The organism is Nitrosococcus wardiae, from assembly GCF_004421105.1.
Classification (GTDB): domain Bacteria; phylum Pseudomonadota; class Gammaproteobacteria; order Nitrosococcales; family Nitrosococcaceae; genus Nitrosococcus; species Nitrosococcus wardiae.
Genome location: NZ_CP038033.1, coordinates 3,595,688 through 3,611,311, shown reverse-complemented (window position 1 = coordinate 3,611,311; position 15,624 = coordinate 3,595,688). Strand labels below are relative to the sequence as shown.

General features: G+C 52.0%; 16 protein-coding genes and 1 pseudogene. 7 read left to right on the top strand and 10 right to left on the bottom strand.

Annotated elements, in window-relative coordinates; genetic code table 11:
• Positions 1-24: 24 nt before the first annotated feature.
• Together E3U44_RS16995 and E3U44_RS16990 are read left to right on the top strand one after the other, a co-directional pair.
• Positions 25-423, top strand: a complete 399-nt coding sequence (locus E3U44_RS16995; RefSeq protein WP_134359268.1) for an IS607 family transposase — start codon at positions 25-27, stop codon at positions 421-423.
• A complete protein-coding gene (locus E3U44_RS16990; RefSeq protein ID WP_134359267.1) occupies positions 413-1,258 on the top strand; it encodes a group II intron maturase-specific domain-containing protein in 846 nt (281 codons plus the stop codon). The genes E3U44_RS16995 and E3U44_RS16990 overlap by 11 nt, the downstream gene beginning before the upstream one ends.
• Before the next feature lie 70 nt (positions 1,259-1,328).
• On the opposite strand, the gene E3U44_RS16985 is transcribed toward E3U44_RS16990, so the two are convergent.
• Together E3U44_RS16985 and E3U44_RS16980 are read right to left on the bottom strand one after the other, a co-directional pair.
• Complete coding sequence (locus E3U44_RS16985; protein WP_134359901.1) at positions 1,329-1,616, bottom strand: HigA family addiction module antitoxin; 288 nt, start codon at positions 1,614-1,616, stop codon at positions 1,329-1,331.
• 9 nt (positions 1,617-1,625) lie between these two features.
• Complete coding sequence (locus E3U44_RS16980; RefSeq protein WP_134359266.1) at positions 1,626-1,904, bottom strand: type II toxin-antitoxin system RelE/ParE family toxin; 279 nt, start codon at positions 1,902-1,904, stop codon at positions 1,626-1,628.
• Between the two features lie 357 nt (positions 1,905-2,261).
• Between E3U44_RS16980 and E3U44_RS16975 the strand changes: the two genes are divergently transcribed.
• The 4 genes from E3U44_RS16975 (at position 2,262) to E3U44_RS16950 (ending at position 4,028) form a co-directional block, all read left to right on the top strand.
• The gene (locus tag E3U44_RS16975) at positions 2,262-2,534 is read left to right on the top strand and encodes a type II toxin-antitoxin system Phd/YefM family antitoxin (RefSeq protein ID WP_134359265.1); all 273 of its coding nucleotides are present in this window, start codon (positions 2,262-2,264) and stop codon (positions 2,532-2,534) included.
• The gene (locus tag E3U44_RS16970) at positions 2,515-2,784 is read left to right on the top strand and encodes a Txe/YoeB family addiction module toxin (RefSeq protein ID WP_134359264.1); all 270 of its coding nucleotides are present in this window, start codon (positions 2,515-2,517) and stop codon (positions 2,782-2,784) included. The genes E3U44_RS16975 and E3U44_RS16970 overlap by 20 nt, the downstream gene beginning before the upstream one ends.
• 760 nt (positions 2,785-3,544) lie before the next feature.
• Positions 3,545-3,769, top strand: a complete 225-nt coding sequence (gene relB, locus E3U44_RS16955; protein WP_013033471.1) for a type II toxin-antitoxin system RelB family antitoxin — start codon at positions 3,545-3,547, stop codon at positions 3,767-3,769.
• On the top strand, positions 3,753-4,028 hold the full coding sequence (locus E3U44_RS16950) for a type II toxin-antitoxin system RelE family toxin (RefSeq protein ID WP_240761635.1): 276 nt from the start codon (positions 3,753-3,755) through the stop codon (positions 4,026-4,028). The genes relB and E3U44_RS16950 overlap by 17 nt, the downstream gene beginning before the upstream one ends.
• A gap of 206 nt (positions 4,029-4,234) precedes the next feature.
• Here the strand turns inward: E3U44_RS16950 and E3U44_RS16945 are convergent, their stop codons facing one another.
• The 6 genes from E3U44_RS16945 to E3U44_RS16920 form a co-directional block, all read right to left on the bottom strand.
• Positions 4,235-5,068, bottom strand: a complete 834-nt coding sequence (locus E3U44_RS16945) for an ion transporter (RefSeq protein ID WP_134359263.1) — start codon at positions 5,066-5,068, stop codon at positions 4,235-4,237.
• 141 nt (positions 5,069-5,209) lie between these two features.
• Positions 5,210-5,791 (bottom strand): Cap15 family cyclic dinucleotide receptor domain-containing protein, encoded by a 582-nt coding sequence (locus E3U44_RS16940; protein WP_134359262.1) that lies wholly within the window; start codon positions 5,789-5,791, stop codon positions 5,210-5,212.
• Complete coding sequence (locus tag E3U44_RS16935) at positions 5,788-6,228, bottom strand: hypothetical protein (RefSeq protein ID WP_134359261.1); 441 nt, start codon at positions 6,226-6,228, stop codon at positions 5,788-5,790. The genes E3U44_RS16940 and E3U44_RS16935 overlap by 4 nt, the downstream gene beginning before the upstream one ends.
• A complete protein-coding gene (locus E3U44_RS16930) occupies positions 6,215-6,811 on the bottom strand; it encodes a Cap15 family cyclic dinucleotide receptor domain-containing protein (RefSeq protein ID WP_134359260.1) in 597 nt (198 codons plus the stop codon). Before E3U44_RS16930 ends, E3U44_RS16935 begins: the two co-directional genes overlap by 14 nt.
• Before the next feature lies 1 nt (position 6,812).
• A complete protein-coding gene (locus E3U44_RS16925; protein ID WP_134359259.1) occupies positions 6,813-7,703 on the bottom strand; it encodes a nucleotidyltransferase domain-containing protein in 891 nt (296 codons plus the stop codon).
• Between the two features lie 35 nt (positions 7,704-7,738).
• Positions 7,739-7,987, bottom strand: a complete 249-nt coding sequence (locus E3U44_RS16920; protein WP_134359258.1) for a hypothetical protein — start codon at positions 7,985-7,987, stop codon at positions 7,739-7,741.
• A gap of 377 nt (positions 7,988-8,364) precedes the next feature.
• Between E3U44_RS16920 and E3U44_RS16915 the strand changes: the two are divergent.
• Positions 8,365-9,330 (top strand): annotated as a pseudogene (locus tag E3U44_RS16915) (integron integrase).
• A gap of 169 nt (positions 9,331-9,499) precedes the next feature.
• On the opposite strand, the gene E3U44_RS16910 reads toward E3U44_RS16915, so the two are convergent.
• Both E3U44_RS16910 and hrpA read right to left on the bottom strand, forming a co-directional pair.
• Positions 9,500-11,674 carry a RelA/SpoT family protein gene (locus tag E3U44_RS16910; protein ID WP_240761634.1) on the bottom strand — a complete coding sequence of 725 codons (2,175 nt, stop codon included), beginning with the start codon at positions 11,672-11,674 and terminating at the stop codon, positions 9,500-9,502.
• Positions 11,659-15,585, bottom strand: a complete 3,927-nt coding sequence (gene hrpA, locus E3U44_RS16905; RefSeq protein ID WP_134359257.1) for an ATP-dependent RNA helicase HrpA — start codon at positions 15,583-15,585, stop codon at positions 11,659-11,661. The genes E3U44_RS16910 and hrpA overlap by 16 nt, the downstream gene beginning before the upstream one ends.
• Positions 15,586-15,624 lie beyond the last annotated feature (39 nt).

Below are 15,624 nucleotides of genomic sequence, written 5' to 3'. Positions count from 1 at the left end.
GCACTACAATCGGATCAAGGGTAAATCGCCTTCTCCTTCACTGGACAACTCACTAAACAAACAGCCGTCGCCTACGCTCGGGTCAGCTCAAAAGGGCAAAAGCCGGACTTAGAGCGCCAGGTGGAATATCTAAGCGAATACGCAAGCGAGGTGGTGCGTGATGTCGGCAATGGTCTCAACTATAAACGAAAAGGCTTACGCGCCTTCCTGGAACGCGCAGTATGCGGAGAGCGTCTCAAAATTGTGGTTGCCTCACGAGACCGTATTGCACGGTTTGGCTGGGAACTCGTGGACTTTATCGTCCAAAAACCCGGCGGTGAAATCGTGGTTCTCGATCAACGTGTGGGAAGCGCAGAAGAAGAGCTCACCCAAGACCTCTTGCATATCCTCCACGTTTTCTCTTGCCGAATGTATGGGCGATGAAAGTATAAAAGTAATCAGGTCGAAGAAGATCCGGCTCTATCCTACTACAGCGCAGAAGAACTTGTTCAGGCGTTGGTTCGGCGTATCGAGAAGGATTTACAACACGACGGTCGAACACTTAGCTACTCCAGGGACCGCTCAGGGCTCACCGATTTCACCCCTATTATCGAATATCCTACTGGATGATCTGGATAAGGAACTCGAACGCAGAGCTCACCACTTCTGTCGCTATGCCGATGACGCTAATGTCTACGTCAAAAGCCGGCGTGCGGGAGAACGGGTGATGGCGTCACTAACGCACTTCCTGGAAGGCCGCTTGCGTTTGAAGGTAAATCGAGCCAAAAGTGCGGTAGACCGGCCCTGGAACCGGACGTTTCTGGGCTATACGGTGACCCACCATCGCCTACCGCGATTGAAACCCGCCCCGGCGTCCGTCAAACAGGCCAAGGATCGGATACGACAGATCACCCAGCAGGGACGAGGACGTCATATTCGCCAGGTCATTAAGGAAATTAACGAGTTTACCCGCGGATGGGTGGGCTACTTTCGGCTGGCCAGCATCAAAGCCGCTTTCGAGCAGCTGGCTCAATGGTTGCGCCGCCGGCTCCGTAAAATCTTATGGGAGCAGTGGCGTAAACCCAAGACTCGGCGTCGGAAGTTAATCGCGCTCGGGGTCGATGCGACGCGGGCACGCAAAGCGGCGGCCACCGGCCTTGGGGCCTGGTGGAACGCCGGGGCTTCGCACATGCATGCCGCAGTGACCATTCGGTTGCTGTCACAGTGGGGGCTCCGTGGTCTGCGGGATCAGCTATACGGTTGGCAGCGGTGCACTTGAACCGCCGTGTACGGTCCCGTACGCACGAGGGTGTGGGCGGAGGGGAGAGGCAATTCTCCCTCCGACCCGATTAGGTTGCTGACAACTTCCTCACTTTTAGTGACTTGCGCTTTTTCTCGGCTTCCCATAGATCATATTGGGATTGCTGATTCAGCCAGCTCTCGGAAGACGTTCCAAATGCCAAAGAAAGACGAACCGCCATTTCAGGACTAATGCCTGCATGGCCATTCAAGATAGCAGACAAAGTCTTCCTGCTAACACCAAGCGCTTCGGCAGTCTCAGTAATACTCAACCCCATTGGCTCGATGCATAGTTCCCTGAGTACTTCACCGGGATGGGGTGGGTTGTGCATCTTCATCATTACACCTCAATGATAATCTTCATAATCAATAGCTTCAGCATCCATTCCCTCAAAACGAAATGTCACACGCCAGTTACCACTAACCCAAGCTGACCAGAATCCTTTACGCCGACCACTTAGCTCATGTAGTTTGAGCCCAGGAAGGTTCATGTCCTGGGGGTTAGTAGCAGCATTCAGCCGGCCGAGTATCAGCCTCAATCGGACGGCATGTTTAGCCTGGATTCCTGACTTGGTTCCTTTCAGGAAGAACCTCTCAAGGCCTTTGTGCTTGAAGCTACGTATCATGTGATAGAGTGTAACCAATTACGTTACGGGTTACAAGTTGCGATTGAAGCATAACGCCCGCGGTGAGCCGCACCCGGAAGCTGGAGCGCAGCGTAAGCTGTAGGGCGTCGGCTCCACTGCGATGTTAGATTGCGGCGCGTGGTATGAGCGCCAGAAAGAAACTCACCGCCCCTTGAACATCTTTGTAATAGGGGTGCTTGTGTTTGGGGGAGATGTTGGCACATTACCTCCTTCTGCCTAAGACGCAAATAACCGGCCGCGAAAAGCGCGAAGCGGTTTTGGCGGCCGGTTATTTGCCTTGTTAGGGCTTTTTGCGTATATTGTACTGCATTACCGTACAACCGAGAACAACATCCCATGGACAGCGTAAGCGTAAATAAGTTTAGAGATAACCTGAAAAGCCTTGTTGAACGGGTGGTCAGCAGACATGTGCCGCTGAAAGTAACACGCCGAGGTGGCAGTGATTTTGTTGTTGTGAGTGCCGATGACTGGGAGCGTGAACAGGAAACGTTATTTATTTTGCAGAACAATGACTTAATGCGGCAAATAGCGAATTCGTTGCGTACACACGAGAAGGGAACAGGATACAAGCCTTCAACCGAGGAGATGGATGAGATCACTGGTATTTGAAGGCAATACATGGACGGCTTACGAAGACTTGCGGGGGCGCGATAAAAAATTACATAAAGCGTTGCGTAACATACTAAAAGAAATGCTGCGCGATGACCCCACTACGGGAATTGGAAAGCCTGAACCGTTGAAACATAGCCTCTCCGGCCTTTGGTCCCGGCGCCTTAGCCAAAAAGACCGCATCGTGTACAAGTTCGATGATAAATACATCTATATTTTCGCGATCGGAGGTCACTACGACCAGTTTTGACAGCCCTAACATGAATTAGGCATAAAATCCTGCTCTTTCAATAGCCGAAAAAACTTTTATACATTCATCTACAAAAAGATCAGTGGATTCATAAATAACTTGCTCTTTTTTCGAACTATAAAACAAAACTCTTCCATAAAACCTCCAACTGTTGTACCAATTCTTATCCTTTCTTCTTCACTGGCAAAGCAGACCTGCCTGTTATTTCCTCGCTGTAGGATATGTTGAGGCACGCCGAGAGGGGCAACTCGGGTTAATCTTGCCATTGCGTCACCTAATTTACGAGTCAAAAAGGCAATGATAATAGATAAATGTTACTCTGACCCCAAATATTAATAGCCTCCTTAATAGCCTTGAGAAGATGCGCTGGGATATTGCCGCGTACTGCCTTGGCGTAGATTACCGGCAACCATATTTCGCCGTTATCCAGCCGGTTGAAATAAACCACCCGCACACCGCCGCGTTTGCCCGTGCCGGAACGCGCCTAACGCACTTTGCGGCGGCCTCCAGAGCCGGGAAAGGGATTTGGCCATCCAGTTGATGAACGCCTCACGCTCCTGCTCCGGCCAGATCGAGGCTGCATAGCGCTGGAAGATCCCGGTTTCGGCGACGGTATACATGGGAGTATATTATGGCACTGACGGATACTTGCAAAAGAAGCATGAAAACCTTCCGATTCAAGCCAGTCATGGTAGTTCCACTTTGCCGACCTGCCATGCTATGATATACACGTATAGCAATCGACTGTTTGGAGGTTCCCATGTTGGCTATCCGACTCCCCAAGGAGATAGAGGAACGTCTGGAAGCGTTGGCCGCTGCTACCGGGCGCACCAAAACCTTTTACGCCCGCCAAGCCATTCTGGAGTACATTGACGATCTGGAAGACGTGTACTTGGCCGAGCGTGAGCTAGAAGAAGTTCGTGCGGGTCGCAGCATCCCCGTGCCTCTGGAAGACGTCATGAAGCAATATGGCCTGGCGGATTGAGTTGTCGGGACTGGCGCAAAAAAACCTGCACGGACTGGATAAACAGATAGCGGAGCGAATCCTACGCTTTTTGAATGATCGGATCGCCAAGCTGGACGACCCGCGCAGTATCGGCGATCCCCTCAAGGGCGCGAAGCTGGGCGAGTTCTGGAAATACCGTGTCGGTGATTATCGTATTATCGCCGAAGACAAGATCTGGCCCCTTTATGACCCCTTTACTCGTCCGTTTCTTCTGAGTAATAGCATGATGGCTCAATGATGCTGACTTCTACTATCGCCTGCGGAATAGGATCACCCTCCGAACTTGTAGCCTTCACATAGATCTTCATGGCGCGTCCTCCAGCCTAACGTACCAGCTCAGCAGCCGGGGCCACCAGAGCGGCAATGAACCACAGAAAGCCGACACGCGGCCCCGGTCTGCTGCAGCGTTTGGTTCGGCGTGCCTTTATGTCCCTCGACCACGTTTCACAACTCCGGCGGTTGTCGCGATAGGGCGCGAATCTCATCGCGTAAGGCGCTCACCTCATCCCGGACCGCGGCCAGTTGTTTGGTCCCTGCCACTTCGGCGTCGCTATTATCGGCGTCGCGGCCGACGAAGAAGGTGGCGAGCGCCGCTGTCACGTAGCCGAAGACACCGAAGGCGTACAGGGCCAGAAAGACGCACAGTACACGCCCCTCGACCGTCTGCGGCCAGTACTCCGAGCCCATCGTTGTCATGATCATGGCGGTCCACCACAGCGACTCGCCGTAGCTGTTCGGGCCGCCTGGCGCCTCGTTCTCGAAAGCGTACATCCCGGCCGCGCCGGCGAACGTGACCAGCACTGTGAGGGCGATTACATATCCGAAGCCCCGTCGGCTCAGGCTCGCGCCCAGCGCCTTCATCCCGCGGTTCATCGAACTGAGGACGCGGACCAACCGCAACCCCCGCCCAGCCCTGGCCAAGCGGAGCAGGCGAAACGCGCGGAATACGCGGAAGATCCGCAGCGCTGGGAGCAGCAGCGAAATGGCGGTCAGCCAGTTACCCTTGAGGTAAACGAGCTTGTCCGGGGCCAGGACCAACTTCACAGCGAAATCGATAATGAAGATGACCCATATAGTCGTGCCGAGAAAATAGAACAGCAGACTCTCGCCCCGAACCAGCTCCACTATCAATAGCGCCAGCCACACGAACGCGAGAACTAGCATCGGCGTTTCCAGCCAGCTCTCCAACCGCTGGAGCAGCTCGGATCGCTCCCGTTTCAGCTCCTCCGCGTCCGTGGATTTCGCGTCAGGATTTTCGTTCGTGCCCTCGTCACTCATCGGATGTCCCCGTGTTTGACCCACCCCGGAAGCCCTTCTGGCGCCGAACGCTACGCGTAACCGGCAGACGAAAGCGGTGTGGCTGGAGCGTAGCGGAAGCCGCTCCGCTTTTGGCTGTCCGAGTTAATGCGATTGTTAGATTTATTTTCCATGGCGCATCTCAAAGTGGCCGTTAGTTGCCTGATCAGTAAAATAATTGCCCTTCAGTAAGTTTTGATCGTTATGGTCGAGCTTAAGTATCGCGGCGCCTTTGTGTGGAGGGCGCGGATTCGCGACGCCTTGTGCTGATTCATTACGGTATATGTAATAGATTAGTGGCTTAGCTGACTCAGGATCTTTTTTTGGCTTTACCATTAGCGTTTCTGACTCAGACTCATCAGATATTAATTCCATGCTTAATCGAAAGAAGTCTTGTTTGATATGGGCAATGGCAGTTTTGGTTCCCTGCTTATTTTCCCGGTTCCAGTGAATCGAGACACTCCAGTCACCATTTAAATCAGGATATACCCATTCATTTAAAATCGGATACCTTGACCACAGCCTACGCCAGCCAAAGACAAAGAAAGACAAAATTAATAATTCGAGAACAAATGCTCCTCTGAAGGCAACTGAAATAGAGTCTAAGCCAGAAAGCTCAAAAATGGCAATTATTAAAACGATTGCAACAGCATAAAGAATTGCAATTGCTAAAAATATTTTTTGTATTGGGATGAGGGTTATCATTTTATCTCTATCCCATCTTCAAAGATCACAACCCCTTCTTTGTCGCTTAAGATCCCAGTATAAGATACCATTGGCAATAGAGACCCGATTTGAGCCGACATGTATCGTGCGCCACAAGTTTCTTTTGACCTTGAATATACAGACGTATTTGATGGCAATGGTGGCGCAAGATATTGATTGGTATGTGTTAACTGAAATTCATCAGATATCAAGTGAAACCCGTCATGACAAGGATTCGAAAAAAGACTAGCTTGTGCCAATTGCTCTGCCAAACTGCTTCCCTTTTGAAATTCTTGATATGAACAAAGCGGCAAGACGGGTAAACCGTCATAAATCAAATATAGCACAACACCAATCCCACAAAATTCATTTTCAGGAATGTGTGCTCTGGCGCTTTCCAGTATTTTCCGCAGTTGTTCCGATCTATGTGTTAGCATTTTCAACTCGTTTCAAATGCATTTCACCCGTCGTTTCTCGAGATGTCCAATACTCACCCTCCATTTCATTTTTATCATATCCATCGAACATCAACAAAGCAGACCCATAGTGTATTTGACTTCTGTCTCTTACCCCTGGCTTAGGAGTATTTAGATAGGAGTAGAATAGCTGTTGTTGGCCTCTATCCTTATCAATATTGAATGATGCGTCCAAGCTAAAACTTCTACTTTCTTCGGTTTTTATTCTTACCTGTATATTCAAGAACGTTTGGTCAATGGTTATTTCCATCGGGATGGGATCTTGCGTTCCATTATCCCAGTTCGACTTGATCGTTCCCTTCCATTTTCCGGATAAGTTGGGCACTTGAACCAGCCAAGGATAGAATAATCTAAACTTCCAAAGCCATTTAATGAAAACTAACCAGAAGATAATGTTTATTGATATTGTCGTCGATATATGAGAAGTCGCTTTTGAAAAGTCTATACTACTTAAATCTTGAGTCAGCAAAAATATGGCAACGTATGTACCAAAGGCCAACCCAAGTATTACGAATGCGAATACACGGATATTGTGGGCTACCATTTTAATACCCCAGATAGTTCCATGCGTCTACCAAAAATTTATTAACGTCACTTTTTGCCCATTTTCTATTTCCTCGGAAAAGGTACAACAGCTCAGACACCTCATCCCATTCATCACACTTATCTTCATCTTTAGTATGCTCATAAAGATGCACAATTGAACCTTTCAAGCGCTCCTGCCAAGTATCGCTACCATTAAGTATGCTGTTCGACACATTCCATACTAAACACTCCAGCAAGAATGACGTGATCGAATCGCCAACCGGGAACCCATCATCAATCATTTTGTAACGGAGCTTTCGGTAAATTCTTGTTAATCTCTCGAACCTTCGGTTTGTCTCAGAGTTCTTTTGTTTTCCATTTTCTATATGTTGTTTTGGATAATTCACAACCGACTCGCCAGAATCCGCCTTCAATTTTGCCCCAAGAACGTAGCCGCCACTCTTGTTATAACGTCGGTAGTTCCATGTTGGGACAACATCAGTTTCCACGCGATATGAATTACCCAAAACTGTTAAACATTTATTTTTCCTTTGTACTGAGTCAGTTCCAAATTTCCTAACGAGCGCTGTATAAACATCGTTTTTAAACTCGTTGAGTGAATATTCACTAGGGCTAGTAAGGCCAAAATCCTCTCTAGAGATTCCTTCAGGAAGGTTAAAATAGAAGCCGCCAGTGTATCTAACGTTTATATCAATATCGCTATTCAAACGGACATTAGTGTCATTCGCATAAGACCCCTGACCAAATACTTCGGTGCTCTTGTCTGAAAGGACCGGATCCTCATTAATTGCTTTTCTAATCATGCGCTCCGAATTAGATAGCTTGGTTTCTTCAGAGTCGCTTGGTGGTTTAGTCCAATTTGATAGGGTATCTTCGCTGAATCGTGGCATGTAGAGTTGCCTCCTTGTGAATCTAACGCCCTTGTTCAGCCGTGCCAGCTTGCTGGCATCGGCTGGAACAGATTGTTACGTTTGTTTGCATAGACGGCTTCAAGGAAAGCAACTGCAATGACGTGCCCCTCCCGGTAAATGATGAAACCCTCTTCATAGCTTGAACCCAAGTCTTTACTAAAGTGGTAGACCAGATCGCCCGGCTCATAAACGCCGCTGACGCACTTTACCTGATTGGTATGCCCCGCGCCCTTTAGCCGAGCTATGGCATTCTCGAAGCTCACTTGACGGGCCTGTTCCGGGCTAAAGTAAAAAACGCGCTGAGCTTCCTGAGGGTAAAACCGCAGTTTATTACGTGCTCATACTTTGTAAGGCCTTTCTCGGCTGCTTCTTCGTCGCCTTCATGAACGTAAGCGAGCGCTTCTAGGGAGAAGAGCAGTGCTATAAGCAATCCAAGTACTAGCTTATTCATAGAACGTAACATTGAGTAGATATAAAAATTCTACGTTATAACAGATAATTTTTATTCATAATAATACAAATTATTTGACCTAAAATAAATAATTTTTATTTTATAATCAACTTATTGTGAGCTAAATTACAATTGGTCGAAAATGTGTTATGTAGAATTAAGCGACATTTAATACAGCTTAATTTTTGCATGGCAAAATCCCCTTTTTTAGAGCAGGTTCGCCAAGCCATTCGTGTTCGCCATTTCAGTATCCGAACGGAACAGGCGTATGTGGCTTGGATTAAGCGCTTTATTCTCTTTCACCAAAGACATCATCCCCTTGAGATGGGCGAGCGGGAAGTCTCCGAATTTTTGACTTATCTGGCCTGTCAGGAGCATGTAGCAGCTTCGACACAAAACCAAGCACTGAATGCTTTGGTTTTTCTTTACCGAGAAGTCTTGGAACGGCCGCTAGGGGATCTCGCCAATGTGGTGAGGGCGAAAAAACCTCAACGCTTGCCGGTGGTGTTGAGCCGAGAAGAAGTTTCTCGATTACTGGGGGAACTGGAAGGAGAGCAGTGGTTGATGGCAAGCCTGCTCTACGGTTCAGGCTTGCGTTTAATGGAATGTATGCGATTGCGGGTTAAGGATATCGATTTTGAGCACCAAGCCATAGGGGTGCGGGAAGGGAAAGGGCGGAAAGATCGCGTCACCTTATTGCCTGAGCCCTTGATCGTCCCCCTTAAGCGTCACCTGGCCACGGTCAAGACGTGGCATGAGCGAGATTTAGTATAGGGCTTTGGAGCCGTGTATCTTCCTTATGCCCTGGAGCGCAAATATCCCCAGGCCAATAAGGAGTGGGGTTGGCAATATGTGTTTCCAGCGCCGAAGCGTTCCGTGGACCCCCGGACAAAATTGGTCCGGCGGCATCATTACTATGAGAAGACCTTGCAAGCCGCCATAAAAAAAGCGGTGCGGCGTGCCCGGATTGAGAAACCGGCCAGTTGTCAGACCCTGCGCCATTCTTTTGCAACCCATCTTTTGGAAAACGGCTATGACATTCGTACGGTGCAGGAATTGTTAGGCCATCAAGATATTCGCACCACCCAGATTTACACCCATGTGCTCAAACGGTGCGGGAATGCTGTGATAAGTCCTTTGGCTATGCTGTCGTAAGCTTTCTAGTGAGATATGGGTCAGGTCTTGTCTTTTTCTTTTGACCTTGTGCGCAGAAAACTCCGTATCCATTTCTCCGATTGTCTCTCTCAGTCTTTACTGCGAGTAGCCGAGCAACATCCCGAAGTCTTTACCGATCTGCGGTAACCGGAGCCTGTGGATTAATCCTCTACTTTCCAGGATCGGAACGGCGGGCTTCCATCACCCCGGGAATCCGGGTCAGGCGTTTGAGCAAGCCGTTGAGTTGTCCGGTATCGCTGACCTCAATGGTTAGCCGCATATGGGCCTGTCCCGAGGAGCGGTCGCTTAAGGTGTTGATGGTCAGGATATTCACATCCTTCTGGGCGAGGAGGCTGGTAATGTCGTGCAGTAATCCCTTGCGATCTTCCGCTTGAATCGAAATGTCCATGGAATGGGTTTCCCCTTGTTGGCTGTGCCAAGCCACGTCCACCAGGCGGTCCCGGCGCTCTGGCGAAAGCTTGGTAATGTTGGGGCAGTCGCGACGGTGGATAGCCACGCCGCCCCCTTGGGTAATGTAGCCAAGAATAGGATCGCCCGGAATGGGGCTGCAGCAACGGGCCAGGCGGGAGAGTAAATTGCTGACTCCCAGCACATGGACCGCATTTTCGGCGGTTGCGGAGGGCGCCGGGCGGGCGCTCTGCTCAGGTGTGGGCGGGGGAGCTTCCGGTCGTTGCTCCCGAAGGGCTGTATTGAGCTGGCCAAGACTGATATCCCCCCGGCCCAGGGCGGCCAGTAGGCTATCCGGGCGGGGGTGGCGAAACCGCTTGAGCAGGGGGGCCAAATCCACTTCCGTCAGTTTGACCCGTTGCCGTTCCCGCTCCAGCAGGGTCCGTCCCCGGGCCACATGGAGGTCGTGATCTCGTTGCTTGAACCAGCGTTGGATCTTGGTCCGGGCGCTAGCGGTATGGAGATAACCTAAGCGGGGGTTGAGCCAGTCCCGGCTGGGAGTGCCTTCCCGAGTGGTGAGAATTTCCACCTTTTGACCGCTGGCCAGGGGTTGGGTGAGGGCCACCATGGCCCCATCCACCTTGGCGCCCCGGCAGCGATGACCCACTTCGGTGTGAATCGCATAGGCAAAATCCAGGGGGGTGGAGCCTTCCGGCAAGTCAATGACCCGTCCCTGGGGGGTTAGGACATAGATCCGGTCATGGAAGGCTTTGGATTTGAACTGCTCGATGAGGTCAGTGTTATCCGAGCTGCCTTCTTTTCGATCCAGGAAGCTTCGGAGCCAGGCAATGCGTTGCTCAAAAGCCGTATCTAGGGCTGCTCCCTCCTTATAGCGCCAGTGGGAGGCAACCCCCAGTTCGGATTCCCCGTGCATTTGGAAGGAGCGGATCTGGATTTCCATGGGCTTTTTTCCCGGGCCGAGGACCGCGGTATGTAAGGAGCGGTAACCATTGGGTTTAGGGTGGGCGATATAATCGTCAAATTCCTCGGGGATGGGAGTCCAAAGGGTATGGACCAGACTCAGGGTGGCATAACAGGCGCTCACGTCATCCACGATGACCCGGAAGGCATGGACATCGAACAACTGGTGGAAGTCCAGATTTTTGTTCCGCATCTTTTTCCAGATGCTGTAGAGATGTTTGGGCCGGCCACTGACTTCGCCCCGGAGCCCCGCTTGGGTGAGGGCGTCTTTGAGCTGCGCTTTTATTTTGGCAATGTAGCGCTCCCGGTCTACTCGCCGTTCGTCCAGGGCTCTGGCGAGCTGTTGATAGGTCTCGGGCTCCAGATAGCGCAGGGCCAGATCCTCAAGCTCCCATTTGAGTTGCCAGATACCTAAGCGGTTGGCCAGGGGAGCGAAAATGTCTAGGGTTTCCTGGCCTAGAGTTTGGCGGGTGGCTTCAGGGGCGGTTTTGGCATGGCGCAGGCGATAGAGGTGATCAGCCAAGCGGATCAGGACGACCCGGGGATCTTCCACGATGGCCAACAGCATTTTGCGCAGTTTTTCCGCCTGGGTGGGGTCTTTTTCGCTGCTGCGGTAGTGTTTCAGCACGGCCAGGCGCTCGGCACCCCGGAGTAGCCGGGTAATCGCCGGACCTAATTCTTTGGTGATTACCGCGGGATTGAGGGCGCCCGTTTCCATTGCCGGCAGCAGCAGCCCCGCGCTCTGAGTCTCCGTATCCACTCCCAGCTCTGCCAGTAATTCCACAATGGCATTGCCTTGGGCTAGCAAGGACGCCGCTTGCTGCTCAGGGGCTTGGCTGGTGAGTAGCGCCCTGGCTTCTTCCAGCTCGGAGGCGGAGGGCAGGAGTAAATGTTTGAAGCTGCGTTGCGTTGAAACCATGGGTGATGTCTGGGGTTTAATTAAACCGCTTTCCATTGAGCGGCTAATCGCTTAGGTGAGACTGGGTGCGCTGTTCCAAGTTCCTGGGCAAAAAGGGAGATCCGGTATTCCTCTAGCATCCAGCGGTAAGTTTCCAGAGCCAGGTTGGTCTCACCTTGTGGTTCCCACCTCTGCCGGCAGGCGAGCCATAAGGGGGCAATCTCGGCCTGCCGCTGCTTGTCTCGGCCAGGGTTTTCCCGCAGCTTGGAAAGCCGCAGTCTCATCCCTTTGAGATAGCGAGGGAGATGGACCAGCCACGCCGGTGGGGTCTGGCTGATAAAGCCATGATAGACCAAATGGGCCAGTTGTTCCTTCATATCGCTAATGGAATTTAGCCAAGGAAGGGGAAGATTGCCAGTGAGCTGTTTGGCTATTTCGTGATATTCGGCCAAAATCGCTTCTATCAGGCGGCAGAGTTCATTGGCGGTCATCATCAGTTCACTACCGCCTTTTTCCTTACGGGCAGCAAACTCTTCCGCGCTGCGCACCCAGGGGTGCTCAAAAATAAAAGTGCGATCCACTATCCCTTGAACTAACTCATCTTTAAGGCTTTCGCAGGAGGGCTGGGAGGAGTCGCCTTTTTCCCCAGGGGCAGGGGGGATGCGGGTATAGTGCAGGCACATCTTCTGGATGCCGGGCAGATTTTTTCGTAAGTATTTGATTTGCTGAGGGAGTGCCAACATGAATAGGCGCCGCAGCCCTAAACGGGTGGTCTCTTGCGCCGTCTCGGCCGAATCCATGATCACCAAAGAGACCGAACTCCCTTTATCCTGCAGCGCCGGGTAGCCCTTCAGTTTTAGCCCATGACGCTCCAGCTCAACCTGTTCTGGCAGCTCACCGAAATCCCATTGGGTGATTCCTTCCCGGGTCAGGCCACTCTCATCCCAGCCCCGAAAGCTGCGTTGGGCCTTGCCGCCCCACTCCTGTTGCAGGGCAACCAAATCCCGGCTCATAGCCAGTTCCTTCCCCTCTTCATCCACTAACCGAAAGTTCATTTGTAGATGAGGCGGCAGCTCCGCGTCTTGCCAATGGTTGGCTGAGAGGGCAATCCCCGTCATGGTTTGGAGGTGGCGCGCCAGCACTTCGAGTAGGGGGCCTTGTTCGGGGTTCAAGGCTTGAATACAAGCCTCTGCAAAGTCAGGGACCGGAACAAAATTACGCCGCAGGGCTTTAGGTAAAGCTTTAATCAAGCAAGTGATTTTTTCTTTAAGCAGCCCAGGAACCAACCATTGGAAGCGGCTGGCCTCCAGTTGATTGAGCACCGCCAAGGGGACAGTGAGGGTCACCCCATCCAAGGGATGGCCCGGCTCAAAGTGATAACCCAGGGCAAGGGGGATCCCCTTGATAGTGATTTGGTCAGGAAAACGCTCTACCGTTACTGCGCTCGCCTCATGGCGCATCAGCTCTTCCCGGCTGAGGAATAATAACCGGGGGGTTTTCCGCTCTGCTTGTTGACGCCACCGTTCAAAGCTAGCGCCATTATAGATCCCGGCGGGAATCCGCGCGTCATAAAATTGGTAGAGGATCTCTTCATCTACCAGGACATCCCGGCGTCGGCTTTTGTGTTCGAGTTCTTCGATTTCTTCAAAGAGCTCTTGGTTATGGCGGAAGAAAGGGGCGCGGGTGTCATAATCCCCCTGGACCAGGGCTTCGCGAATGAAGATTGCCCGCGCTTCTTCCGGGTTAAGCGGGCCATAGTGAATACGGCGTTTGGGAATCACCGTTAAGCCGTAGAGGGTAACCCGCTCATAGGCCATCACTTGAGCAGGGCGCTTTTCCCAATGGGGATCAAAATAGCTGCGTTTAACCAAATGGGAGGCGAGGGGCTCGATCCATTGGGGGTCCATTTTGGCCACGCAGCGGGCATAGAGCCGGGAGGTTTCCACCAGTTCCGCCGCCACGACCCACTTAGGGCGCTTTTTGAAAAGGGCAGATCCGGGAAAGATCTGGAGTTTGATATTTCTCGCGCCCAGATAGTGGTCCTGTTCCGACTTAAAGGCGATATTGCCGAGCAGGCCTGTGAGTAGCGCCCGATGAATGGCCTCATATTCCGCCGGTACCTGGTTGGGGCGAAAGCCAATATTGGCCACCAACAGTTTGAGTTGTTGCTGGATGTCGTGCCATTCCCGTAGGCGCAAATAGGAGAGAAAATGCTCCCGGCAATAGGCCCGGAGCTTATTTTGTGACAGATGGGCCCGTTGGTGGTGAAAATCCTCCCATAGTTTTAGATAAGAGAGAAAATCGGAGCGCTCATCTTGATAGCGGGCATGGGCCTCATCGGCCGCTTGTTGGGCGTCAAGAGGGCGCTCCCGCGGGTCCTGAATACTGAGGGCGCTGGCGATAATCAGGATCTCGTTCAGGCAATGGAATTCATTGCTGGCGAGTACCATCCGGCTAATCCGGGGGTCGATGGGCAATTGGGCCAGTTGACGGCCTATTGCGGTCAAATTTTGGGCTTCATCTAGGGCCCCCAATTCTTCTAGCAGTCGCAGGCCATCGTTGATCATTTTGGCGGGCGGGGGATCGATGAAGGGGAAATTTTCCACCGCTCCCAATTTCAAGGCCTTCATTTGCAGGATCACCGACGCCAGATTGGTCCGCAGGATTTCCGGATCGGTGAATTGGGGACGGTTGAGAAAATCATCCTCGCTATAGAGGCGAATGCAAATCCCTTCTGCGATGCGGCCGCAACGGCCAGCCCGCTGATTGGCACTGGATTGGGATATCTTTTCAATGGGCAACCGCTGCACTTTGCTGCGCACGCTATAGCGGCTCAAGCGGGCCAGGCCCGGGTCCACCACGTAATGAATTCCCGGCACTGTCAGGGAGGTTTCGGCCACGTTGGTCGCAAGCACGATGCGTCTTCCGGCATGGGGTTTGAAGACCCGATTCTGTTCGGCAGCCGACAACCGCGCATAAAGGGGCAGGATTTCGGTGTGGGGGGGATGGTGTTTGCGCAATGCCTCGGCGGTCTCGCGAATTTCCCGTTCTCCAGGGAGGAAAACGAGAACGTCTCCCGAACCTAGGCGGGATAGTTCATCGACCGCATCCAGAATGGCTTGGGGTAACTCCCGATCCTGTTGGTCCTGTTCACCACAAAGGGGACGATAGCGGACCTCTACCGGATAGGTGCGCCCGGACACTTCGATGATGGGCGCCTGGTTAAAGTGCTGGGAAAAGCGCTCGGTATCGATAGTCGCAGAGGTAATAATAACCTTGAGATCAGGCCGTTTGGGCAAGAGCTGTTGCAGATAGCCCAGGAGAAAATCAATGTTGAGGCTGCGTTCGTGGGCTTCATCAATGATAAGGGTATCGTATTGTTCTAAAAAGCGGTCCCCTTGGGTTTCCGCCAACAGGATCCCGTCGGTCATGAGCTTAATGTAGGTATTGGGGCTGACCCGATCATGGAAACGGACTTTATAGCCCACCAGTTGCCCCAGATCGCTGTTTAATTCTTCGGCAATTCGATTGGCCACGCTCCGGGCCGCAATTCGGCGCGGCTGGGTGTGGCTGATCATGCCTGCGACCCCACGGCCCAGCTCCAAGCAGATTTTCGGCAATTGGGTGGTTTTTCCAGAACCCGTCTCACCGGACACGATGACCACTTGATGATCCCGGATGGCGGCCCCGATTTCTTCCCGCCGTTCAATGACTGGCAGGGATTGGGGAAAAGTGGGCTCGGGCAACTGATGACGGCGCTGCTCCCGCCGCAGACGAGAGTGCTCGATAGCCTGGGTCAATTGGTCTAACTTATGAATTGCATCCCCTTTCGCTAATCGCTGCAGGCGGCGCCTCAGCCGGTGCTGATCACAGCGCATACAATGGGGAATTTTTGAGGCTAATGCTTTCAGTTGTGGTTGCAAAATAACGGAGCCAATGGATTGATAAGCTGAATTTGAAAGTCTCATATTTTACTGGGCAGGATGCTATTGGCAAAGCAAACAGCT